Below are 25,253 nucleotides of genomic sequence, written 5' to 3'. Positions count from 1 at the left end.
GCGGCCCGGCTTCCGGGTTTCGGGGCGGTCCGTGGAACGGACTACCGCAGGCCCAGCTCCTTGCGGATGACCGCGTACCACTCCTCCGTCATGCGCCGCGCGGTGGCCTCGTCGAAGACGTTCGCGTCGTACTTGAGGAAGACCTTGAACCCCTCGCCGTCCCGGTAGGACTCGGCGGACAGGACGTACTCCCCGGCGTAGGGCAGGTCGTCGAACAGTCGCAGGTCCAACTCGCCGGGCGCGGCCGGGGCCGCGTTGGTCAGCAGGTCGGCGCCGTCGAAGTTCTGGAACAGGAAGTTGGTCAGGACCAGCGGTTCGTAGTCCGCGCCCACGGCCCGGGCGATCTCCAGCAGCGGGTAGCCGCCGTGCTCGATGCCGCCGACCACCTTGCGCTGCAGGGACTTCAGCAGCTCGGGGAAGCCGCCGACGCCCGTGCATCGGATCGGCAGGCAGTTCGCGAACTGGCCGACGACGTCCTGGAACCGCTCCTCGTAGCGGGCGGCCGCCGTCATGCCGAGGACCAGGTCGTCCTGCCCGGTCAGCCGGTGCAGGAACCGCACGTACGTCGCGAACAGCACGGTGGCGACGCTGACCCGGTGCTCGCGCGCCGCGTCGGCCAGGGCGGCGGCCAGCGGCGGCGGCAGCTTGACCGTCGCCACGTCCACCCGGGGCATCCGCTTGGGGTCGTACGGCCGGTCGTAGGGCAGCGCGAGCGCCGGTCGATGACCTGCCAGCTCCCGCAGCCAGTAGTCCCGGTGCTGCCGTGCCCGCGGGCCGGCGAGCAGCGCCTCCTCCCAGGCGACGAAGTCGCCGTAGCCGGCGCGGCTCAGGCTCCCCCGGCCCTGGTAGGCCTCCTTGAGCGTGCGGATCAGGACCGCCGTGGACGTGCCGTCCAACAGGATGTGGTGCGCGGTGATCAGCAGCAGGCGCCGCCGCCCGGCGAGGGAGACCAGGTGCGCGCGGACCAGCGGGCCCGTCGCCAGGTCGAACGGGAGGTTCACCAGGTCCCGCAGCCCCGCCAGTTGGGCGGCGCGCTTGGTGGCCGTGAGGTCGACCCGTTCGAAGGACGGCGCCCGGCCCGGGTCGATGTCCATGAACGGCATGCCGTCCCGCTCGCCGAAGACGGCGCTCAGCACCGGGTGGATGCCGCTCTGGGCGCGGATCGCCCGCTCCAGGGCGGCTTCGTCCAGCTCACCGTGGATCTCGAAGAGCAGCGGGAGGTTGTAGGCGGTCGACTCCGGCGAGCGCTGCTGGTCGCGGTACATGGTCAGCTGGCCGCACGAGAGGTTCCACCGCTCGCCCGCCGGACCGGCCTGGGCATCCGCCGTGGCCGTCGCGGCGGCCCCTGCGCCGGCGAAGTGGGCGCACAGGCCGTCGACGGTCTCGACGTCGAAGAGCAGGGTGGCCGGGACGTCGTCACCGAACTCCTCGCGCAGGGCGTTGGTGAGCTGGAGGACCAGGATCGAGTCCAGGCCGTAGTGGGTGAGCGGGGCCGCGGTGTCGATCCGCTCGGCCGGGATGCCGAGCACGGCCGCGGCCTTGTCGAGGATGAGTGCGGACAGGTCGGAGCGCGACGCCGGTGCGGCGGAGGGAGCCGGGGCGGGGCTCACGGCCGCCGGGGCGGGCGCGGGCTCCGGCCTGGGCGTCGGCACCGCGGTCGGCACCGCGGCAGGCGCCGCGACGGCAGGCGCCACGACGGGTGTCGCGGCAGCCGCCGCCGGCGCCGGCCGGGTGACGCCCTTCGGCTTGGTCCCGACCGCCTGCCGGGCCACCCCGTCGCTCTCCGCCGCGATGACCTGCTGCCCCAGCGGCAGCGCCTGCGGCAGCGGGAACACCACCGTCCCGAAGCCCTCCCCCGCCAGCACGTCCCGCCAGTTCTCCGGCGAAAGCGCCGGCGAGCCCGGGATCCGCAGCGAGCGGTCGTCGAACAGCCACCAGCCTTCCAGCAGCCCGAAGGTGACGTGGCTGAACAGGTCGAAGGCCGACAGCTCGTTCAGCAGCAGCCACCCGCCGGCCCGCATCGCGGCCTTGGCGTTGCGCAGGGTGTTGCGGGTGTCCTTGGTCGCGTGCAGCACGTTGGCGGCGATCACCAGGTCGAACCCGCCCTCGCCGACGTCCTGCCCGGCCAGCGGCCGTTCGATGTTGAGCAGTCGGCAGTCCAGGTAGGGCACGCCCGGCCCGTAGGTGGCACGGGCGTGGTTGAGGAAGGCCTTGGAGAGGTCCGTGTAGACGTACGTCTCGATGCTCTCCTGGTACGGCTTGAGCGCGGCGAACATCCCGGCGCTGGTGCCGCCGGTGCCGGCGCCGATCTCCAGGATCCGCAGCCGCGCGCCCGGTTCGCGGCGCAGCCGCTCCGACACGACGGCGACGGCGGCGCCGGCCATGGCGCGGTTGAACACGTCCGCGACGTGGTTGTCGCGGTAGCAGCCCTCCACCAGCTCCACCGAACCGCGCGGGAACATGACGTCGGTGGGCCTGGTCCGGCCGGTCACGATGTCCGGCAGCGCCCGGAGCATCGCGGAGGCGAGCCGCAGTTCGGCCTTGCGGTCGGCGTCGGCCGACCAGGACTCGCACTGCCGGTCCCACTGCGCGAGCACGGCCTCCGCGAGCACGCCCGCCGTGGACGAGCCCTCCGTCGGCCCGGCCGACACGGTGGCCCGCCGAGCGTGCTCCAGCCAGTCGGCGTACACCGGCAGGATCGCGGCGTGGTCGACGGTCGCCAGCTGGGCCGCCAGGACCTTCGCCAGCCACGGGTCACGCTCGGTCCGGCGCCACCGCACGACCTCGTCCATCAGGCCGTCCACGCTCTCCGGCGCGAGCAGCAGCTCGCCGCGCACCCGGGAGGGCGTCCGGCCGTGCACGGTGACCTGGGTGGCGCGGTCGAAGTTCGCCAGGGTGTTGTGCTGGTTGGTCTTCACGAAGGCCAGCTGCCGCTGGTCCCCGCCGAGCAGGGCGTCCAGGGCGGCGAGCCCCTCGCGCGGCTCGATCGACACCAGGCCGACCCGGCTCAGCCGCTCCCGGTAGAACTCGGACGTGACGCTCCCGAGGTTGCCCCACCACCCCCAGTTCATGACCCTGACGGGGGTGTCCCAGTGCTGTCCGAGCGCGTGGGCGTAGGCGTCGCTGAAGGTGCAGCCGGCCGCGTAGTTGCCCTGGCCGGCCGCCGTCGTGAAGGACTGCATCGACGACAGCAGCACGGCGAAGTCCAGGTGCTCGCCGTCGAAGACCTCGGCCATCGCCGTCGTGACGTCGACCTTGGCCGCCAGCCCCGCGCGCAGGGTGGCCTCGTCCATCCGGGCGAAGGTGCTGTCCCGCAGGACGAGCGCGGCCTGCACGACCCCGTCGATCCGCGGGTGGCGCTCCTTGACCTCGCCGACGGCCCGGCGCAGCGCGGCCGGGTCCCCGGCGTCGGCGCTGAGGTAGCGGACGGTGCCGCGCCCCTGGACGGAGCGGAGCCGTTCCTCGATGGCCGCGTCGGGTGCGCTGCGGCCGATCCAGGTGACGTGCGCGCCGTACTGCCGCACCACGTGCTGGGTCCAGGCGGTGCCCAGGCCTCCGGCGCCGCCGATCACCACGTAGACGCCGCCCTCGCGGTAGACCGGTCGCGCGGGCGTCTCGCACGGCGCCCAGTGCCGGGCCAGCCACTGGCCGGCCCGTCGGACCCAGGCGTCCTCGGGCGAGCGGGCGGGCAGGGCGGTGAGGTCGGCGGGCCAGTCGGGGCCGTCGAGGTCGACGCGCCGGACGGTCCACTGCTCGTACTCGCGCCCCAGGGAGCCGAACAGGCCGTGCAGCCCGGCGTGCGCCGGCTGGACGGGGTCGTCGGCGTGGGTGGCGAGCGCGCGGGTGGTGACCAGCGTGATCCCCAGCGGCCGGGCGTCGTACCCGGCTCCGATCAGCGCCTTGATCAGGCGGAACGCGGCGACGACGCCGTCGTTCTGGGCGGCCGTGTACCCGGCGGCGTCGACGGGGTCGAGCTTGGGCTCGGGCGCCGTCCAGACCAGGTGGTCGACCGGTCCGAGGTCGCGCAGCGCGGCGGTCACCTCCTCGACGGCGGCGGACGGCGGCAGCGGCCAGGTCAGGGCGCCGTCGAGCGGTGCCGGTCCGCCGACGACCAGGACCCGGTCGGTGCGGGCGGGCACGGGCGCGTCGGTCGCGGTGGTCGGGTCCCAGACGGGCGCGTACAGCGCGGGCTCGCTCCGGACGGTGCGGCGCGAGGTGTAGCCGGTCAGCCGCACGCAGACCGCGCCGTCGGTGTCGACCAGGTCGATGTCGAGCTTGTCGAGCGGCCCGGCCGCGCCGCCGCGCACCACGGCCCACATCGCCGACCGGCACGGGGCGAACAGGTCGAGCCGGTCCAGGGCGAACGGCACGGCGGTGTCCCGCATGCCGGTGAGGTGCGGCGCGACGGCCGCCTGGATCGCCGAGTCCAGCATCGCGGCCGCCAGGGGTCCGGGCTCCGCAGAGTCGGGCAGGACCAGTTCGGCGAGGACGAGGCCGGAGCCGACGTGCGCCTGCCGGATCGCCCGCAGGCTCGGGCCGTGGTCGATGCCCATCGCCACCAGGGCCTCGTGGATCCGCTCGCCGGACACGGTCTCCCGGCAGTCCGCGCGCAGCGCGGCGAGGTCGACCGGTGCCGGGCGCGGGGCGTCGGACGGCGCGATGGCGCCCTCGCAGCACACGGTGGAGCCGGTGCCGATCTCGAACCGGTGCCCGCCCTGCTCGCTCGCGCGCACCTCGACCCGGACGTCGACCGGGGTGTCCGAGACCTCCAGCGGCTGCACCCACGTGACGTTGCGCATCCGCACCCGGGTGGCGCCCAGCGCCTTGCGGGCGAGTTCGAGGTAGGCGACCGCGGGCAGGAGGTGACGGCCCTGCACCACGTGGTCGCGCAGCAGGCCGTCCGTGCGGGTCAGCGTGACGTTGTCGCCGTTTCCGGTACCGGTGCCGGTGCCGGTGCTGGTGCTGGTGCTGGTGCCGCTGTCGCCGGTCGGGGCCCAGTGGCGGTCGCGGGCGAACGGGTAGGTCGGCAGCGGGATCCGTCGGCCCTCGGCCGGCGCCCGGTCGTCGTCGGGCAGCCGGGCCGGGACGGTGCCGTCCAGCACCTGGATCAGCTCGTCGCGGTCGCGGACCACGCAGGCGAAGCGGTGGGCGAAGCGCTCCCGGCCGACGGCCAGGGTGTAGGCGAGGTCGCCGAGGTCGATCGACGCGTGGGCGCGAACGTGGAGCGCCAACCGGCGCCGCTGTTCGAGGAGTTGTTCCTCCGTCCGCGCCGAGAGGACCACCACGTGGTCCGTCCGCGGCGCGGCGGCGGTGCGTGCAGCGGTGCTCGCGGCCGCCGGGGCCTCCTCGATCACCAGGTGCGCGTTGGTGCCGCTGGCACCGAAGGAGCTCACCACCCCGCAGCGCGGCACCCCGGCGGGGCTCTCCCAGTCGTGGGTGCGGGTGCTCAGGTAGAACGGGCTTCCCGCCAGCGGGATCGCCTCGTTGGCGGTCTCGAAGTGCAGCGAGGCGGGGATCTTCCGGTGCTTGATCGCCAGCAGCACCTTCAGCACGCCCGCGATGCCCGCCGCGAACTGGGTGTGGCCGATGTTGGTCTTCAGCGAGCCGACCGCGCAGTACTCCGCCCGGTCGGTGCGGGCGCGGAACGCCCGGTTCAGCGCCTGGAACTCGATCGGGTCGCCGAGCTTGGTGCCGGTGCCGTGCGCCTCGACGAGTCCGATCCGGTCCACGTCGACGCCGAACCGCTCGTACACCTCGCCGAGCAGGCTCTCCTGGGACACCGAACTCGGCGCGGTGATCCCGTTGGTGGCGCCGTCCTGGTTGACTCCGCTGGCCTTGATCACGCCGTGGATGTGGTCGCCGTCGGCCAGCGCGTCCGCGAGCCGCTTGAGCACCACGACCCCGACGCCCTCGCCGGGCACGAAGCCGTCGGCGCGGTGGTCGAAGGTGTGGCAGCGGCCGGTCGGCGACAGCATCCCGGCGCGGCCCGCGAGCCGGTACAGCCGCGGCGTGGACTGGAGGAACACCCCGCCCGCCAGCGCCATCGAGGTCTCGCCGGACCACAGGTCCTTGCACGCCAGGTCGATCGCCACCAGCGAGCTGGAGCACGACGTGTCGACGGCGATCGCCTGGCCCTTGAGGTCGAGGAAGTACGACACCCGGCTCGGGATGACCGAGGTCATGTTGCCCCACAGGGTCTGCGCCGGCGCCTCCGGATCCAGCAGCCCCTGGTAGTCGCCGGCCCACGCCCCGACGTAGACGCCGCAGCGCGCCCGGCCCATTTGGCCCGCGTAGCCGGCGTCCTCCAGCGCCTTCCAGGACTCTTCGAGCAGCAGCCGCTGCTGCGGGTCCATCACCGCGGCCTCGGTGCCGGAGATGTTGAAGAACATCGCGTCGAACTCGTCGATGCGGTCGAGGAAGCCGCCCCGGGTGCAGGCGCTCAGGCCGTCGAGGTCGAACCGGGTCGCCTCGGTGACCAGGTCGTCGCCGTCGGCCAGGTGCGTCCAGAGTTCGTCCAGCGAGTCGGCGCCGGCGAACCGGCCGCTCATGCCGACCACCGCGATCGGTCCGCGCTCCACGTTCCCGGTGCCGCTGTGCGGCTGCCCGGTCGCCAGGGGTCGTACGGGCTGGACGACCGGCGGCGGGGCGCTCTCCCGTGCGTCCGCCGGCTCCGTCGCGCCCTCCGTGTAAACGATGACGCCCCGGTACTCGGCGAGCAGGTGCTCGGCCAGCCGGTCGGCCGTGCTGAAGTCGAAGACCACGCTGGTCGGCAGGTCCAGCGTCAGTGCGCCGTTGAGCTGGTCCACCACGCGGATCGCCAGGATCGAGTCCAGGCCGTAGTCGGCGAACGCCAGCCCGCCCGCGACTTCCTCGACCTCCATGGCCAGCGCGCGGGCGATCTTCTCCCGCACCACGGCGGGCACGATCTCGTCCAATTCCCTGTGCACGACCGGGGGTTGGATGATCGGCGCGGCGACTGGCACGGACTCGGCCACGGGCGCGGGCACGGGCTCGGGCACGGCGGCGAGCGCGGGCGCCGGCGTCTGCCGGGTCAGGTCGCCGATCCAGAACCGCTCCTTGGCGAACGGGTACGTCGGCAGCGACACCACCCGGCGCGGCGCGCCCTGGTGCAGGCGCTCCCAGTCCACCTCGGCGCCGGCCGCCCACAGCGCCGCCAGCTTGGACAGCTTGCCGGCCGCGATCCACTGCCGGACCAGCAGTTCCTGGAGGTCGTCGTCACCGGTGATCTCGGCGAGCAGTCCGCCGGATTCCCCGGCGGTGCCCCGGTGCCCCCGGCCGGCCCGCAGGGCGGCCCTCAGCTCCGCCGTCGACGAGACGGCGACCGCGTAGCGCTCGGCCATCGCCTCCCGCCCGACCTGGAGCGTGAAGGCCAGGTCGGCGAGGGCGGTGTCCGGGTTGCGGTCGAGGAACCCGGCCAGCCGGTCGACGGACGCGGTGAGCTGGTCGGGAGTCCTCGCGGAGAGGACGACGACGTGTGCGGATTGTTCGACGTGTCGGGCTTGTTCGGCGCCGTTGATCGCGCCGTCGGTGGGCTGCACGGAATACTCCTCGACGATCACGTGCGCGTTCGAGCCGCCGGCACCGAAGGAGGACACCGCCGCGATGCGCGGGCCGTCGCAGTGCCACGGGCTCAGTTCGCGCTGGACCCGGAACGGGGTCCGTTCGAAGCTGATGTTCGGGTTGAGCTGTTCGGCGTGCAGGCTCGGTACGAGCTGCCGGTGCTTGAGCTGGAGCAGGACCTTCGTCAGGCCGGCCACCCCGGCCGCGGCCTCCAGGTGGCCGATGCCGGACTTCACCGAGCCGATCGCGCAGAACTGCCGCTCCGCGGTGTCCTGTTCGAAGGCCTTGGTCAGGCCCGTGATCTCGATCGGGTCGCCCAGTTCGGTGCCGGTGCCGTGCGCCTCGACGTAGCCGACCTGCCGGGCGGAGACCCCGGCCTGATCCAGCGCCCGCCGGACGACGTCGGCCTGGGCGACCGGGCTCGGCACGGTGTAGCCGGTGGAACGGCCGCCGTGGTTGACGCTGGAGCCCCGGATCACCGCGAGCACGCGGTCCCCGTCGGCCACCGCGCGGGACAGCGGCTTGAGCAGCACGCACCCGACGCCCTCGCCGGGCACGAACCCGTGGCCGCCGGTGCCGAAGCTGCGGCAGTGCTGGTCGGGCGAGAGCATCCCGGAGCGGCACAGCTCGACGTAGTCCAGCGGGTGCGCGTAGAGGTTCACGCCACCGGCGATCGCCACCTCGCAGGCGCCGCGCCGGAGTTGTTCACACGCCTCGTGGATCGCGGTCAGCGACGCCGAGCACATGGTGTCGATCGTCAGGCTCGGCCCGCGCAGGTCGAGCAGGTAGGAGGCGCGGGCGCTCAGCGAGGCGAACGACAGGCCGGGCACCACGAGTTCGCCCGAGGGCAGCCGGCCCACCTCGTGCCGGGCGTGGCCGACCTTGGTGACGCCCGCGAACACCCCGACCCCGTGGGCGTGGCGCTCGGCGAGGCGCGCCCTCGTGTACCCGGCGTCCTCCAGCACCTCCCACGCCGCCTGCACGAACAGCCGCTCCTGCGGGTCCATGGCGTAGGCGTCGCGCGGGGCGATGCCGAAGAACCGGGGATCGAACGCGGCGAAGTCGTCCAGGAAGCCGCCCCACTTGCTGTAGCTGCGGCCGGTGGCGACGGCCGTGTTGCGGTCCGGCTCGAAGAAGCCGTCCAGCGGCCAGCGGTCCACCTCGCGGACGCAGTCGCGACCCGCCGTGAGGTTCTCCCAGAACTCCTCCAGGTCGGCGGCGCCCGGGTAGCGGCCGCTCAGCCCGATCACCGCGATCGGGTCGTCGGAGCCGGGAGCCGGCTGGTCGGGGACGGCGCTCGGCCGAGCGCCGGTGGCCCGCTGTCCGGCGGCCGCCGCCGGCTGGTCGCCCGCCACCGAACGGTCGGCCGTGACCGTCCGTTGGTGCACCGGTTCCCGCCGGAGGCCGGCGAGTTGACCGGCCGCGGCCCGCAGGGTCGGGTGCTCGTAGAAGATCGTCGAGGAGACCTCGGGGTAGGTCCGCACCAGCTCCCGGTTGAGCTGGATGACCATCACCGAGTCCAGGCCGATGTCGACCAGCGGGCGGTCGGGGTCGACCGCGCCCGGGGCGAGCCCGCTGACCTCGGCGAACAGGGCGAGGAGGTGGCCGAGGACGTTCGGGTCGGCGCCACGGACGGGAGTCGTCGGCACGGGAGTCGCGGGCGCGGGAGTCGCCGGCGCGGCGGCCGGGGTGGGCGTTCCGGTCGGCACCCGCGCCGGGTCGCCGTGGTGCACCCACACCTGGTCCGCCCCCGTGTTCCAGGCGTCGACCAGCGCCGTGAGCCCGGCTTCCGTGGGCATCGGCGCCAGCCCCCGGTCCTCCCACAGGTAGGCCCGGGTCCGCTCGCCGACCTGCATGCCGCCGTCCTCCCACAGCGGCCAGGCGATGGACAGGGTGCGCCCGCGGCGCAGCCCCTCGGCGACCCGCGCGTTGCGCAGGGCGGCGAACTCGTCGAGGAAGGCGTTGGCGGTCGCGTAGTCGGACTGCCCCGGGTTGCCGGTGATCGCGGCGCCCGAGGAGAAGGTCAGCACGAACTCCAGCGGGCAGTGCCCGGTGGCCCGGTCGAGGTGCACGAGAGCGTCCGCCTTGGTCGCGAGGACCTCGTCCCACTGCTCGGCGGTCTTGTCCGCGATCAGCGAGTCCCGCACCACGCCGGCGGCGTGCACGATGCCGGTGACGGCGCCCGCCTCGGCGACCAGGTGCCGCACCTCCTCCCAGCGGGAGACGTCGGCGCGCACGTACCGCGCGTCGGCGCCGGCCTGCCGCAACTCTGCGAGCAGGCGGTCGATCCGGCCGTCCTGCGGCGAGCGGCCGGCCAGCACGACGGTCGGCCGCCGGACGTCGGCGGCGATGCGCCGGGCCGTCGAGGCACCGATCCCGCCGGCCCCGCCGGTGATCAGGTAGACGCCGCCGTCCCGCCAGGGCTTGCCGGAGGCCGTACCCGCACCCGCACCCGTACCCGGGAGTTGGGCCGGGGCCCAGCTGCGCGTGTGCCGGACACCGTCGCGGTGGAGCACCAGGTCGTCGGCGGCGCGGGCGTTGTCCGCGACGACGGCGGCCAGGTCGGTGCCTTGGGCGCCCTGGACGCCGTCGATGCCGATGACCTGACCGACGATCCGCGGGTTCTCCTTGGTGACGGTCCGCAGCAGGCCCGCGAGGGCGAGGTCCGCCGTGACGACCTGGACGAGCGTGGTGCCGTCCCGGGCGTCGAGGCCGCGGACGGTCTCCAGCAGTTGCCACGACAGGTCGCGGAACCGGCTCTCCGGCCGCTGCTTGGCCGTGTCGAGGCGGATCGCCTCGGGCACGTCCCCGTCGACCCCGCACAGCACGACGACGCGCCGGTCGTACCGGGCGGTCGCGGCGGCGGGCGTCGGCGTCCAGCGGGAGGTCAGCAGGGTCGTGCCGCTCTCCTGCCGGGTGCCGGGGGCCCAGAAGCGGTTCCGGGCGAACGGGTATCCGGGCAGGTGCGCACGCCGGGGCGTGCCGTCGCCGAGCAGCGAACGCCAGTCGACGGTGCCCCCGCCGACCCACCGCCCGATCGGCTCCGGCTCGGCTCCGCGCTCGCCGGTGGTGACGAACGCCCTGAGCGCGTCGACGAGTTCGGCACGGGACGAGACGACCCAGCCGGCCCGTTCCGCCATCTCCTCGCGGCCGACCTGGAGACTCCACGCGACGGACCGCAACGACACCTGCTCCGACTCCGGGGACTCCAGGTAGGCGAGCAGGCCCCGGGCCCGGTCGGTCAGCTGCCGGGCGGTGCGGGCCGACAGCGGCACCGCGACCGGCCCGCCGTCGCCCTCCCCGTCCCGGTCACCGCGCACGTACTCCTCGACGACCACATGGGCGTTGACGCCGCCGAACCCGAAGCTGCTCACCCCGGCACGCCTCGGCGCGGGGCCGCCGGCACCGCTGCGGGGGCGCGGCCAGGCCTCGTTGTCCCGCACGATGTGGAACGGGCCGCCGGCCAGTTCGATGTACGGGTTGACCTCCTGGAGGTGCTGAGTCGCGGGCAGCACGCCGTGCTTGAGCGCGAGCAGCACCTTCAGCAGCCCGGCGATGCCCGCGGCCGACTCCAGGTGGCCGATGTTGGTCTTGACCGAGCCGAGGCCGCACGCCCCGTCGTCGCTGCGGCCCAGCCGGCGGAACGCGGTGCGCAGCGCGCGGACCTCCACCGGATCGCCGAGGGCCGTGCCGGTGCCGTGGGTCTCGATGTAGCCGATGGTGTCCGGGTCGAGGTCGCCGACGGCGGCCGTCACCAGTTCGGCCTGGGCGTCGGCGTTCGGTGCGGTCAGCGAGTTGGCCCGGCCGCCGTGGTTGTACGCGCTGCCCCGGATCACCCCGAGGATCGCGTCACCGTCGCGCTCCGCCGCCGCCAGCGACTTGAGCACCACCACCCCGACGCCCTCGCCCCGGACGTAGCCGTTCGCGCCCGCGTCGAAGGTCTTGCAGAGCCCGTCCGGGCTGAGCATGCCCGCCCGGTGCGCGCTGACGAAGGTGTCCGTGCTGAGCAGCACGTTGACCCCGCCCGCGACGGCCAGGTCGCAGGTGCCGGAGCGGATCGCCTCGATCGCGCGGTGCACCGCCACCAGCGAGCTGGAGCAGGCCGTGTCGATCGGTTCGCTCGGGCCGCGCACGTCGAGCAGGTACGAGATGCGGTTGGCCAGGATCGAGTGCGTGGTGCCGGTCGAGGTGAAGGCGTCCGGTCGCACGCCGAGCGTGGCGAGCAGCGTCGCGTAGTCGTTGCCGGTGACGCCGATGAACACGCCCGTGTTGGTCGGCAGGTCGGCGGGCCGGTACGCGCTGTCCTCCAGCGCCTGCCAGACCGTCTCCAGGACGAGGCGGTGCTGCGGGTCCATCAGTTCGGCCTCGCGCGGCAGGATGCGGAAGAAGCCGGCGTCGAAGGCGTCGACGTCGTCCAGGGCTCCGATCCGTTGGGGGAAGTCCTGGGCCTCGATGACCTTGCGCTGCTCGTCGTCGTAGCGGTGCAGCGGGAACGCGGCGACGGAGTCCTTGCCCGCCAGCAGGTTCGCCCAGTACTCGTCCAGGTCGCGGGCGCCCGGGAAGCGCCCGGCCGCGCCGATGACGGCGACCGGCCCGCGCGGGTCGGGCCCGGTGCGAACCGGCTCCGGCTGGGGCTGGGGCTCCGGCTGCGGCTGGGACTGGGGTTCGGCCTTGATCTTGATCTTGACCTCGGCCTCGGCCTCGGCCTCGGCTTCGACCTCGGCCTTCGCCGTGGCACCGTGCTCGTCGACCAGGTGGGCGCCCAGCGCCTCCAGGGTGCTGACGTCGAAGAACACCGCCGGGCTGACCACGACCCCGAACCGCTCGTGGATCTCCTTCGCGAAGGTCACCAGCGAGATGGAGTCGAAGCCGAACGCGTCCAGTCCGGTGCCGGGGTCGAGCTCCTCCGGCTCGAACTTGAGGATCTCGGCGGCGATGGCGCGCAGGACGTCCACGACACCCGACACCGCCGATACCACCGGTAGATCCTGCTCAGCCGGTATGACCGGCTCCCGCTCCCGCACCGGGCGGGCCTGCGGCGCCGGACGATCGCCCGGCGCCACCCCTGCGGTACCGCGCCGCACCCCGGCCAGCTCCCCGACGACCTCGCCCGCGCCGCCGAGCAGCAGGATCCGGTCGTCGCCGAGGACCACGTGCGTGACCGGCGCACCGGCCCGCACCCGGATCTCCCCGATCTGGTTGAGCGCGACCAGGGTCCAGTCCGGCGCCCCGGCGCGCTTGGCCTCCCACTGCACGCCCTGGGCGATCGCCGCGAGCACGAACGGCTCGACGGTGACGTTGCGCCGGACGTGGTCCTGCTGGAACGCGGGACTGCCGATGCTCAGCACCGTCCGGCCGTCCGGCGCGCGGAACACGCCCTCGACCGCGCACGAGGCCGGCTTGTAGTCCAGCCCGCCCTCGGCCAGTTCGGCCAGGAACTGCTCCCGGGTGAGGACCTCCCGCAGTCCGGTCGGCTCGACCCGGCCGGACGGCGCCGTGGCCGTCCCCCGCACGGTGAACTCGACCGCCGCCGTCCCGTCCCCGGTCCGGACGGTGCCGTGGCCGTCGGCGAACTCCGTGACGAGCCGCGTGGTCGTGGACCAGTCGATCGGCCGCAGGACGCGCAGGTCGTGGACCGACGCCTCGGCGGCGAACCCGCTGACCTTCGCGGCGGCCAACGCGAGGTCCACCACGAAGGTGGGCACGATGGTCGGCGCCTTGGCCAGCCGGTAGCCGTAGTCGAGCAAATCGGTGAGGTGGACGTCCAGGACGTAGCGCAGGCCCCGGACGTCGGATTCGTTGCGCCCCAGGAAGGGGTGCAGCCGCTCGCGCAGTGCCAGCGGGGCCAGGACGGACGGCGCGCCGTCGGTCTGCTCGATCCAGCAGCGCACCTTCTCGAACGGGTAGGCGGGCAGCGACACCCGCCGTGCCGTGGGCAGCCGGTCCCAGTCGACGGTCCTGCCGCCGGCCCAGGTCGTGGCGAGTTCGTGCGCGGGCAGCTCCCGCCGCCCGGCCAGGTAGCCGTCGACGGCCGCCAGCGCGGACTGCTTGTCCCCCGCCACGAACGCCCAGCGGTGCGGCAGTTCGTTCTTTCCGACCCGCAGGGTGTACGCGATGTCGGGGAGGTCGGCCTCCCGCGCCCCGGCGAGGTGGTCGCGGAAGACGGCCAGGTAGCGCCCGAGCGCGGCCTCGTTCATCGCCGAGAACACGAACAGCTGCTCGCCGAAGGGCTCCTGGCGCACCGGCCGTTCGGGGTACTCCTCAAGGATGATGTGCGAGTTCATACCGCCGGCGCCGATCGAGGTGATGCCGGCCCGCCGGGGGTGGGTGATCCGGCGGCCGTCCACCTCGGTGACCATCGGCCGCCAGTCGGCGAGCGTCTGCTGCACCTGGAAGGGCGTGTCGGCGAAGTCGATGTCGGGGTTGAGCTCCGTGCTGTGCAGGGACGGCGCCAGCTTGCCGTGCCGAAGTTGGAGCAGCACCTTGGCCAGGCCGATCATGCCGGCCGCCGCGAGCAGGTGCCCCATGTTGGCCTTGACGGACCCGAGGGCGCAGAACTGGCGGTCCGCGGTGTACTTGCGGAACGCCGACGTCAGGGCGCGGACCTCGATCGGGTCGCCCAGCGCGGTGCCCGACCCGTGCCCCTCGACGTAGCCGATCGTCCTCGGGTCGACACCGGCGTCCTCGATCGCCTTCTGGATCGCGTGCGCCTGCATGCCCGGGTTCGGCACGGTGAAGCCGTTGCGCGTCCCGGCGTTGGACAGGGCGGTGCCCTTGATCACGGCGTACACGTGGTCGCCGTCGCGCTCGGCGTCGACCAGCGGCTTCAGGACGACCGCGCCGACGCCTTCGCCGAGGATGGTGCCGTCCACTCCGTGGCCGAAGCTGCGGATCACGTCGGAGGTGCCGGTGGTGAAGTGCTCCTCCGAGGAGGTGATCAGGTTGTACGGGTGCAGCATCAGGTTGACGCCGCCCGCGACGACCATCCGGCACTCGCCGGCCCGCAGCATCTGCACGGCCTGGTGCACGCACGTCGACGAGGCGGAGCACATGGTGTCCAGGAAGATCGACGGCCCGGTCAGGCCGTAGAAGTAGGACAGCATGTTGGGCAGCGTCCCGGTGTAACTGCCGCTCTGCGGCGCGCCCCTGGTCAGGCTGTTCTGGAAGCCGTACAGGTTGTAGTGGTTGCTCATGGTCCCCACGAGCACGCCGACGTCGCCCTGGTAGCGGCGCTGGATGGTCTGCCGCGAGTAGCCGGCGTCCTCCAGCGCCTCCACGCCCGACTGGAGGAACAGCCGCACCTCCGGGGACATCTGCTCGGCCTCGCGCTTGGAGATGCGGAAGTAGCGGGGGTCGAACTTGTCGAGGTCGCGGAGGAAGGTCCCGGTCCGGATCACGCTCTTGCCGCGGACGGAGCGGTCGCTGTCGTGGATGGCCTCGTGGCCCCAGCGCTCCGCGGGGACCTCCTCGAAGGTGTGCCGGCCGTTCTCCAACAGCTCCCACAGCTCGTCCATCGTGTCGGCGCCGGGGTAGCGGCCGGACACTCCGATGATCGCGATGTCGTGCCGGTCGTCGCGCGCGGGTTCGCGGACCTCGGTGACGGCGGGGGCGGCCGGGGCCTCGGGCTGGACCGCAGGGGCCTCGGGCTGAACGACCGGGGCTTCCAGGGCTTCCAGGCTCTCCACCGCTTCCGGGGTTTCCGGGGTTTCGGCAGGACCGGTCTCCCCCAGCAGCACCTCCAGCTGAGCCCGCCGGGTCTCCACGAAGTGCGCGGCCACCTCGGCGATGTTCAGGTACTCGAAGAAGATCGTCTTGGACAGCGGCCCGAACACCTTCTCCAGTTGGGCGGTCACCCCGAGGATGCTCAGCGAGTCGATGCCGTACTCGATGAGGTTGGTGGTCGACTCGATGTGCTCCGGGGCGTGCCGCAGGACCTCGGCGACGACCCCCCTGAGCAGTTCCTCGGTGCGCCGCAGCAGGTCGCCCTCGCCCGCGCCGCCTGACGGCGTGGCGGCGGCGGACGAGACGGTGGCCGGTGCCGCGGGGGCCGGTGCCGCCCGGCGTCGTGCGGCCAGGGTGGCCTTGGCGCCGTAGGCGACGACGAGGTGCGCGGGGGCGTCGGCGAGCAGGGCCCGGCCGAACGCACGCAGCCCGTCCTCGGTGGGCAGGTCCTCCCAGCCGCGCTCGCGGCGCAGGGAGTCGCGGGTGACCTCGTCCAGCGTCATGCCGCCGTCGGCCCACAGCGGCCAGCTGATCGCGACGGTCCGGCCGCCGCGCTCGCCCGCGTCGACCAGCGTCCGGCGGTGCCGGGCGAAGGCGTCCAGGAAGGCGTTGGCCGCCGAGTAGTCGGACTGCCCCGGGCTGCCGTAGACGCCGGCGACCGAGGAGAAGAGCGCGAAGAACTCCAGGTCGAGGTGGCGGGTGGCGGCGTCGAGGTTGAGCGTGCCGCGGACCTTCGGCGCCGTCACCAGGCGGACGTCGGCGAGGTCCTTGCGCAGCAGGTACTGGTCGCGCAGCACACCGGCCGCGTGCACGACGCCGTCGAGCGACCCGTGCTCGCGCACGATCGTGTCGACCGCGGCGCGCACGCCCGCGGCGTCGGCGACGTCGACCGGCAGGTAGTGCGCGTCGACCCCTTCCGCGCGCAGGGCGTCCACCGGGCCCGCCGGGGAGCGGCCGCTCAGGACGACCGTCGCCCCCGCGCGGCCCAGGTAGCGGGCGAGGTGGCGGCCGATGCCGCCCAGGCCGCCGGTGATCCAGTAGACGCCGCCGGCCCGCAGCGCGGGAACCTGCGGTCCGGCGTCCAGCCGCGTCTCGACGGGCTCCAGCACCTGCCGGGTGCCGTCGGCGGTGTAGCGGACCTCGGTGTCGGCGGAGTCGTCGGCGCACTCCTCCCGCACGATCCGCGCGAGCTGCTCGGCGGAGGCCGCGTCCAGGCCGGCGACCCGGACGACCCGGCCCGAGACGAGCGGGTTCTCCAGGGCGGCGGTGCGGAACAGGCCCGCCAGGGGTGCGTGGAAGTGGGCCGGCACCCGGGCGTCGACCAGGGCCACGAAGCGGTGTCCGGCCTTGGGAGAGGACGCGAGCAGCTGCTGGACCTCGGCGAACATTTGCTCGGTCGCGGCGTCGACGCCGTCGGCCGGGCTCGCCCGGGTGATCTCCGGCAGGGTCAGGGGGTGCGCGGTGCGGGTGGCGCCGCCGTCCGCGTCCAGCGGCCGGTCGGTCCACCGGGTGGTCGCCGTGACGACGCGCGGGCCCGCGTCGGTGGTGCGCTGGGCGAGCCCCCGCAGGCTGGCGCTGATCACGCCGTCGCCGTCGCACAGGTCGATGTCGAAGGTGGTGAGCGCCCCGGCGCCCGCGCTGCGGCGCACCCAGGCCCAGGTCTCGGCCGGGCAGGGCCGGTACACCTGGAGTTCGTCGAGGGTGAAGGGCAGGGTCGGGCCGGCGGCCGCGCCCGTCAGGACCACGGAGGTCTGGAAGGCGGCGTCCAGGACGCTCGGCGGCAGCACGCAGCCGTCGGCGCCGGTGGTCCGGATGCGGGCGATCGCCTCGTCGCGGCCCAGCCGGAGCCCGCGCAGCGCGCGCATGGCCGGGCCGTACTCCAGGCCCTGGGCGCGGAAGGCGGCGTAGACCTCGTCGGTGCTGCGGGTGGTGCGGCAGGCGGCGCGCAGGGCGTCCAGGTCCAGCGGTGACGGGTCCGGCAGGGTGACCAGTTCGGCGGTGCCGGTGCTGTGGAGCGTCTCACCCTGCCGGAACTCGAACGCGATCGCGTCCGCGCGCGGCGTCAGCGCGAGGTCGACGTCGACCGGTTCGCCGACGACGATCGGCCGCAGCCACGCGAGGTCGCGCAGCCGGACGGCGCCCTCCCGGGCCGCCGCGCGCTCCACCGCGGCCCTCGCCATCTCCAGGTACGCGACCGCGGGCAGCACCCGCCGGCCGCGGACCAGGTGCGAGGCCAGGAAGGGCTCGGCCCCGGTGAACGTGGAGGTGTAGCGCTGCTGCGCCAGGTCGGAGGTGTTGCGGTGGACGAGCGGGTGCAGGAGCGCGGCGCCGGGCGCCTCGGCGGGCGGCGTGACGTACCAGTGCCGGTCCCGGGCGAACGGGTAGGTCGGCAGCCGCACGCGACGCGCCCCGGGATGCCCGGGCCAGTCGGCGCCGCCCCCGTTCGCCCAGTCCTGCGCCGCCGCGACCGGTTCGGCCCCGGCTCCGGCGGGGTTGCGCACCTCGCCGTCCGCGACGGCCTCCAGCGCGGCCGCGAGCTGTTCCCGGTCCGAGACCAGGAGCACGGTCCTGACCCGCATCGCTTCGCGGCCGACCTGGAGCGTGTGGGCGATGTCGGCCAGCGACTGGCGCGGCCGCAGCGCGGTCTCCGGCGCCAGCAGGTGGTCCCGCAGGCCGCTCGCGAGCACCCGCAGCCGCTCCAGGTTCTTCGCCGACAGCGGGACGGCGTACGGCCCTGCGGGCTCGGTGGCGCGGTCGACCGGCCCGCCGGCGGGCTCCTCCAGCAGGACGTGGGCGTTCGTCCCGCCGAACCCGAACGAGCTGACGCCCGCCCGGCGCGGCACCCCGTCGCCGCCCGGCCACGGCCGGGTGTCGCCGACGATGTAGAACGGGCTGTCGTCCAGGTCGATCAGCTGGTTCCTGGTCCGGAAGTTGACCGTCGCCGGGAGGACCCCGGCGGCCATCGCGCCGATCACCTTGACCACGCCGGCCACGCCCGCGGCCGATTCCAGGTGGCCGATGTTGGTCTTGATGGAGCCGATGCCGGTGCTGTCCGGCCGCGGTGACGTCCCGTGGGCGTCGTGCAGGCTCTGGAAGGCGCGCTTGAGGCCGACGATCTCGATCGGGTCGCCGACCGGCGTACCGGGCCCGTGGGCCTCGATGTAGCTCACCGTCTCGGGCGTCACACCCGCGCGGGTGTAGACGTCCTCGATCAGCGCGGCCTGGGCGACGGGGTTGGTGACGGTCAGCGAGTTGGTCTTGCCGCCGTGGTTGGTGCCGACGCCCTTGATCACCGCGTGCACGGGGTCGCCGTCCGCCAGCGCCCTGGCCAGCGGCTTGAGCAGCAGGACGGCGCCGCCCTCGCCCCGGACGAAGCCGTCCGCGTCCTGGTCGAAGGCGTGCGAGCGGCCGGTGGGCGAGAGCATGCTCGCCTTGCTGAACGCCACGAACAGCTTCGGCGACCAGCACAGGTTCACGCCGCCGGCCAGCGCCAGGTCGCAGTCGCCGTTGTTCAGGGCGGCGACGGCCTCGTAGAGCGAGACCAGGGAGCTGGAGCAGGCGGTGTCGTTGGCGATGCTGGGGCCGTGGAAGTCGAAGTAGTAGGACAGCCGGTTGGCGACGATCGAGTAGGCCGTGCCGGTGGGGAAGTAGGCGTCGGTCGGCACGTCGTCGCGTTCGATCAGCTCGGCGTAGTCGCCGTGGCACAGGCCCATGAAGACGCCCGTGCGGCTGCCCGCGAGCTCGCCCGCCCGGTAGCCCGCGTCCTCGATGGCCTTCCAGGCCAGTTCCAGCGCGAACCGCTGCTGCGGGTCCATCGTCTCCGCCTCGCGCGGGGAGATGTTGAAGAAGGCGGCGTCGAAGCGGTCGGCGTCCTCGACGAACCCGGCCCAGACGCTGTACGTCTTCTCCTCGCCGCTGCGCGGATCGCCGAAGTAGCGTTCCTTGGACCAGCGTTCGGCGGGCACCTCGGTGATCAGCGAGCGCCCGGCCGCGAGGTGGTCGAACAGTTCGACCAGGGTGTCGGAGCCGGGGAACCGCAGGGCCAGACCGATGATCGCGATGTCGTCGGTGCTCATCGGCTCTCCCCCACTCGCTGCACGGCACGGCGGTTGTCCACGGTCGTCCGCAGGTTCAGCGCGGCGCCCGACGCTCCGGCCGGCGCCGTACCGCCGTCCCGCACGAACTGCTGGTGGAGCACCGCGGTCGTCAGCAGGTAGAGGAACGTCTGGTCCTCCTTGGTGCTGACCTCCTCCACCGGCGAGGTCATGACCTTGTCGACCAGGCGCCGGGCGAACTTCGCGTCCAGGCAGCCGATCCCGGCCAACTCGCGGTCGGACAGCAGCAGTTCCAGGTAGTCCGGGCGGCTGTCCTTGAAGGCGGCGCTGCCCGGCGCGCGGTAGGGCTGCTTGGGGCGGCTGGTGGTCCACTCCGGGAGCTCGGCGCGGAACGCCTTCTTCAGGATGGCCTTCTCGACCTGGCCGTCGTCGTAGCGCAGGTTCACCGAAGCGGCCGCGCGCACCACCGCGGGGTCGAGGAACGGGCAGCGGTTCTCCACGCTGTGCGCCAGCGCGGCCCGCTCCCCCTGGGTGGACAGCAGGAATCCGGGCAGCAGCGTCTTGTACTCCAGCCACTGCGCCTTGTGCATCGCGGGCATGTCCGGGTAGCCGGGTGTCCCGGCGACGAGGTCGAGCAGGTCGGCGAACGGGTCCATCCGGTCGGCGAGCAGCCGGGCCGCGAACCTCCCGTTCTGGTACCGCATCTCGTGGGAGAACAGGCCCGGCAGCCGTTCCACCGAGAACTGCTGGTACAGGCCGAGCAGATGGGCCTGGTGGGCGGAGCCGAAGTGCTCCAGCTCCGGGTGCAGGCCGGCCAGCCGGGTGCGGCGCTCGCCGTCGGTCAGCTCGTTCCACCGCGCGCGCAGCAGGGTCTCGCGGAACAGCGAGTAGCCGAGGAAGGCCTCGTCGGCGCCCTCGCCGCTGAGGATGGTCTTGATCCCGGCGTCGCGGACGTGCCGGGACAGCAGGAACATCGGCACGAACGAGGTGCGGAAGGTCGGAACCTCCGCGTGGTACACGGCGGCCGGGAAGTGCTCGGTGATGTCCTCGCTGGTGATCGGGACGGCGGTGTGCAGGGTGCCCAGGTGCTCGGCGACCAGGCGTTGGCTGTCGGACTCGTCGAAGGACTTGTCCTGGAACGCCACCGAGAAGGTGCGGACCTCGTACGGGGAGAGCTGGGTGGCCAGCCTCGTCACGATCGAGGAGTCCAGGCCGCCGCTGAGGTAGACGCCGACCTCGACGTCGGAGCGCAGCCGCAGGTCCACGCTGGTGCGCAGGGTCTGCCGGAGCATGTCGATCGCCTCGGCCTCGGTGCCGTCGAAGCCGGGCACGTCGAAGTCGAGGTCCTCGTAGGGGCGCAGCGAGCGGCGGCCCCCGCTGATGGTCAGCACGGAGCCCATCGGCAGCTGGCGCACGCCCCGGAAGGGCGTGCGGTCGGGCAGCGGCGTCCACGCGGCGTAGGTGGTGGCCAGCTCCCTCGGGTCGAACTCGAAGCGGAAGCCGGGGAAGGCGCGGAACGCCTTCATCTCGGACGCGAACAGGAAGTCCCCGCCCGCGTCGGCGTAGAACAGCGGGCGCTTGCCGTAGCGGTCGCGGGCCAGGACCAGGTCACCGGTCGCCGCGTCCCTGATGGCGACCGCGAAGGCGCCGTTGAACCGGGTGAAGCAGTCCGACCCCCACTGGATCCAGGCCTGGAGCACGACCTCGGTGTCGGAGTGGTCGGTGCGGAACGGGCGGCCGAGGCGCTCCAGTTCCGCGCGGAGTTCGATGTGGTTGTAGATCTCGCCGTTGAAGCAGATCCAGTAGCGCCCGGAGGGGTCGGACATGGGTTGCGAGCCACCGGCGAGGTCGACGATGGCCAGCCGCACCGTCCCCATGGCCATGCCGTCATCGAGGTAGTAGCCCGCCTCGTCCGGCCCGCGGTGGTGGATGTTCGACAGCATCGAGGTGATGACCTCGGCGGTGGCACCGGGGTGCAGCGAGGTCGAGAGGAAACCAGCCAGCCCGCACATGATCCGTCCTTCTACTTCGCGGAGATCTTCTTGGTGACGAATTCGTCGATCGCGGTGAGCGAGACGAAGACGTTCACGAGGATGTCCTCCGGGGAGATCTCGACGGAGAACTCGGACTCCAGGAACTTCATCATCCTGACGTAGCCGAACGAGTCGATGACCCCCGCCTTGAACAGGTCGGTGTCCGGGGTGATCACGTCGTCGAACTCGAAGAGGAAACGGTCTTCCAGGTACAACCGGATCGTGTCCGTCGTGGTTGCCATGTGTCAGACTCCAGCCCTGATTTTGAACACCATGTGAGTGAGGGCCAGGCCCCCGATTTCGGTGAATTCCAGCCCGGCGTCGCCGTCGAGCAGCCCGCGGACGCTGTCGGTCCAGCGCACCGGGGCGACCAACTGCTCCGTGAGCATGTGCGTCACCTGTCCCGGCTCGTACGGCCGGCCCGTGACGTTGGAGATGACGGGGGTGTCGGGGTCGGCGAACTCGAACTCCGTCAGGAACTCGGCGAACCGCACCCTGGCCGACTCCATGTACCGGGAGTGGAAGGGCGCGCTCACCTTGAGCCGTACGAAGCGGATCTCCCGGCGCTCCAGGCAGGCGTGCGCCGCCTCCAGGACCGGCGGGGTGCCCGCGATGACCACCTGCGAGCCGGTGTTGAGGCCGGCGATGTCGACGCCGTCGACGCCGTCCTCCGCGAGGAGCTCCAGCAGTCGCGCGGGCGGTGTGTTCATGACGGCGGTCATGCCGCCCTCGGAGGCCGCCGCCATCAGCTCGCCGCGCTTGGCGACCAGCCGCAGCCCCGTCTCGAAGGCGAAGGACCCGGCCGCGAGCAGCGCGTTGTACTCGCCGAGGCTGTGCCCCAGGTAGACGTCCGCCTCCCGGTCCCCGCGGTGGACCCGCTCGAAGGTCCGCAGCGCGTTGACGACGAACAGCGCCGGCTGGGTGTACTCCGTGCGGCCCAGCAGGCCGTCCGGATCCTCCGTGCACAAGGAGACCAGGTCGTACCCCAGCACGTCCGAGGCGTACTGGACCAGCCCCGGGTACCGTTCGAAGACCTCTGCCCCCATTCCCTTTTCCTGACTTCCCTGACCAGCGAAGATGACTGCCAGCACGACACTCCCTCAACCCATGACTACCTGCTGACCTGCACTGACCTGCACTGATCTACGCCCGAGCCGCCCCGACCCGCCCCCGGCCCGCCCCGACCGCGACCGCGGATCCGAGTACGTCCAGGAAGGCCCTGCCGCGGCTGCTCATGGCCAGCTCGGGCATCACGGCCGCGCCCAGGGTCGCGGGCGGCAGGTCTCCGACCAGCTCGACCTCGCGGACCCTGCCGCCGTCCAACGTCGTCGCGGTCAGGCCGCGTTGATACATCAAGGCGAACCCGGCACCGGCGGCCACCAGGCCGCGCAGCGTCTCGATGCTCGTCGTCGTCACCACCCGCGGCATGCGGACGCCCGCGCGGGAGAACATCCGCTCGGCGTGGCGGAGCACGCTCGGGACGTTCAGGGCGACCAGCGGCCGGCCGGCCAGCTCGTCCAGGGTGAGCGGACCGGCCAGGCCCGACGGGTCGTCATCCGCCAGCAGGGCGTGCACCGGCAGATCGACCAGCGGGTGGAACCTGGCGTCGCCCGCCAGGAAGTCGTACGTCACCGCCAGTTCGCACCGGCCGTCCCGGAGGAACTCCAGCAACCGGTCGGCGGACTCCTCGTGGAGGTTCAGTTCCAGCGCCCCGTGCCGCTCCCGGGCCAGACGGTGGACCAGCGGCAGCAGGAACGGGGCGATCGGGAAGAAGAACCCGACGTCGAGCCGGCCGGCGGTGTCACCCGCCAGGGCGTCGCCCTGCGCCTTGAGGCTTCTGGCCTGCCCCAGCAACGCGCGCGCCTCCCGCAGCAGATGGCGACCGCTCGGCGTCAGGGAGACCCCACGGGCGTGGTGACGGAGTAACAGCTGAACACCGAGCTGACGTTCCAGCCGCATGATCGCCGACGAGACCGTCGACTGCGAGGCGCACAGCTTCTCCGCCGCCTCCGAGATGTTGCCGATCTCTGCGGAGACGACGAAGTAACGCAATTGAGTGAGACTGAATCCCAAGCGATCGGTCATAGCGCGCGGAATCCTTTTCCCGGAATCTGGCCATGCGGATTTTCGGGGTCGGCGGTGCGACCGCCGGAGAAATTCTGAATTCGGTGACGAGCCACGGGCGGTCAGCCCGCGGCGGCTCCGTGAAAGGCGAGCCGGGGCGCGGTGACCGGCCTCGGCACGCAGGGTGAAGGTGGCCCGTGGCGACCGCGGCGGGCCGCCCGTGCGGAGCCGGTCACGCCGGCGCGTTCCGCTTCGGGCCGTTCGAAGTGTTCGGACAGCAGGGCGAGTTCATACCCGCCGCAGTGTCAACTCGATTTTCTCGTCGCACCGCCGGGCGATACGGGCTCGGCAAGCTGCCGGTCCGATCTCCTTGACGCCGACGCGCGCAAACGGCTAGACACCAAGCCATTCCGGTCCAGTATTATCTGCCGGAGGTTCCCCAATCCCGGAAGCGTTCCAGGGAACGGGGCGGCGGGGACATGTGTGATGACCATGGTGACACTTTCCTCAGCTCCGTCGGAGACGGGAAGCTATCGGTCGGATTGTCGCAGTCCAGGTTCATGTGACATGAGCAGATCAACTATACAGAGAGCACAAAAGCGGACAAGCCTCCGATGAGCGTGCCCAGGTTGCCCAGCTGGAAGCGGGCCACGTGTCATACGGTAACTGAAAGGTTACCGGTTAACAAGTTGGAGCATGTGCACGAATGGATGAAACTCAGGCGGTATGGCAGCTGTGGGTACAGAGCCGTCCTGACCTCGACCTCTCGTCGATGGAGATCATCGGCGGCCTCCGACACGCCCACGCGATGCTGGAGTTCCTCCTGGAACCGGTGTTCGAAGCAGCGGCCGTCAGCTCCTCGGAGTTCGACGTCCTCTACCACCTCCGCCACTCGACCGAGCCGACGATCGCACGCCGCCTCGCCGCCTCGATGGGGCGGTCGCCGGCCGCGCTGAGCAAGGCGCTGGCCAAGCTGGAACGGCGCGCCCTCGTGGTCCGGACGGTCAACCCCGCGGACCGGCGCGCGGCGCTGGTCTACATCACCGACGCGGGCGCGGCCGCCGTCGACGACGTCATGCCCAAGCGCCTGGCCATCGAGCAGCAGGTCCTCGGGGCCCTCAGCGAGGAACAGAGCGCACAGGTCCGGACCGCCCTGAGATGTCTCTCCGAAGCCGTCGAGGCCCAGGCCCTGCGCGGCCGGCCCGCCGAACCGGAGACCCCCGCCACCGCCCCGGCCTGGACTCCGCCGCGTTCGCCGTCCCGCGAGTCCCCGTCCCGCCCGCCGCGGGCGCCCCGGCGACAGCTCGCCAACGCCAAGCCTCCCCGGAGCGGCTACCCCACGGAGCTGTGAGCGGCGCCGCCACCGGCGACTCGACTCGGTCGACGACACGTGGACTTCGGGCCTCACCACCCCGGCCGGTCAACCGACCCGGGGCGCCAGCGGCGGCGCTCCGGCGATCCAGCGGCCGCGGCGCATGACGGCGACCAGGTCGTAGCCCTCGGAGTCGAGCACGACCAGGTCGGCCCGCTTGCCCGTCTCCAGCGAGCCGATCGAGTCGGCGAGGCCCAGCAGGCGGGCCGGGGTGGCGGACAGCGACTCGACGGTCTGGTTCAGCGTCAGGCCGTTGACGGTGAGCGAGCGCTTGAACGCGACGTCCAGGGTGAGGGTGGAGCCGGCGATGGAGCTGCCGTCCGGGAGCATCGCGACGCCGTCCTTGACCTCGACCTGGAGCGGGCCGAGCGGGTAGAGGCCGTCGCCCATGCCGGCCGCGCCCATCGCGTCGGTGATCAGGGCGAC

Annotated in this window: 7 protein-coding genes; 1 reads left to right on the top strand and 6 read right to left on the bottom strand. The window is 72.9% G+C overall.

Features of this window, described 5'->3' with window-relative positions; genetic code table 11:
- Positions 1–41 precede the first annotated feature (41 nt).
- Genes ABT015_RS28610 through ABT015_RS28590 form a run of 5 tightly spaced genes read right to left on the bottom strand, consistent with a single transcriptional unit; the run spans position 42 to position 23,476 of the window.
- Positions 42–19,379 (bottom strand): SDR family NAD(P)-dependent oxidoreductase, encoded by a 19,338-nt coding sequence (locus ABT015_RS28610; RefSeq protein WP_350884066.1) that lies wholly within the window; start codon positions 19,377–19,379, stop codon positions 42–44.
- Positions 19,376–21,370 (bottom strand): asparagine synthase (glutamine-hydrolyzing), encoded by a 1,995-nt coding sequence (asnB, locus tag ABT015_RS28605; RefSeq protein ID WP_350884064.1) that lies wholly within the window; start codon positions 21,368–21,370, stop codon positions 19,376–19,378. Before asnB ends, ABT015_RS28610 begins: the two co-directional genes overlap by 4 nt.
- Positions 21,371–21,381: 11 nt before the next feature.
- The gene (locus ABT015_RS28600) at positions 21,382–21,633 is read right to left on the bottom strand and encodes a phosphopantetheine-binding protein (protein WP_350884062.1); all 252 of its coding nucleotides are present in this window, start codon (positions 21,631–21,633) and stop codon (positions 21,382–21,384) included.
- Positions 21,634–21,636: 3 nt separating this feature from the next.
- Positions 21,637–22,482 (bottom strand): ACP S-malonyltransferase, encoded by an 846-nt coding sequence (locus tag ABT015_RS28595; RefSeq protein ID WP_350884060.1) that lies wholly within the window; start codon positions 22,480–22,482, stop codon positions 21,637–21,639.
- A gap of 52 nt (positions 22,483–22,534) precedes the next feature.
- Entirely contained in the window at positions 22,535–23,476 is a 942-nt protein-coding gene (locus tag ABT015_RS28590; protein ID WP_350884058.1) for a LysR family transcriptional regulator, read from the bottom strand.
- 685 nt (positions 23,477–24,161) lie between these two features.
- Between ABT015_RS28590 and ABT015_RS28585 the strand changes: the two genes are divergently transcribed.
- Positions 24,162–24,806 carry a MarR family winged helix-turn-helix transcriptional regulator gene (locus tag ABT015_RS28585; protein ID WP_350884056.1) on the top strand — a complete coding sequence of 215 codons (645 nt, stop codon included), beginning with the start codon at positions 24,162–24,164 and terminating at the stop codon, positions 24,804–24,806.
- A gap of 69 nt (positions 24,807–24,875) precedes the next feature.
- On the opposite strand, the gene ABT015_RS28580 is transcribed toward ABT015_RS28585, so the two are convergent.
- On the bottom strand, positions 24,876–25,253 hold a 378-nt coding region (locus tag ABT015_RS28580; protein ID WP_350884054.1), incomplete at its 5' end, for an amidohydrolase family protein.

The organism is Kitasatospora sp. NPDC094016, assembly GCF_040304045.1.
In the GTDB taxonomy this organism is placed as follows: Bacteria; Actinomycetota; Actinomycetes; order Streptomycetales; family Streptomycetaceae; genus Kitasatospora.
The sequence above is the reverse complement of the archived record's forward strand: the minus strand, read 5'-3'. Positions and strand labels throughout refer to the sequence as shown.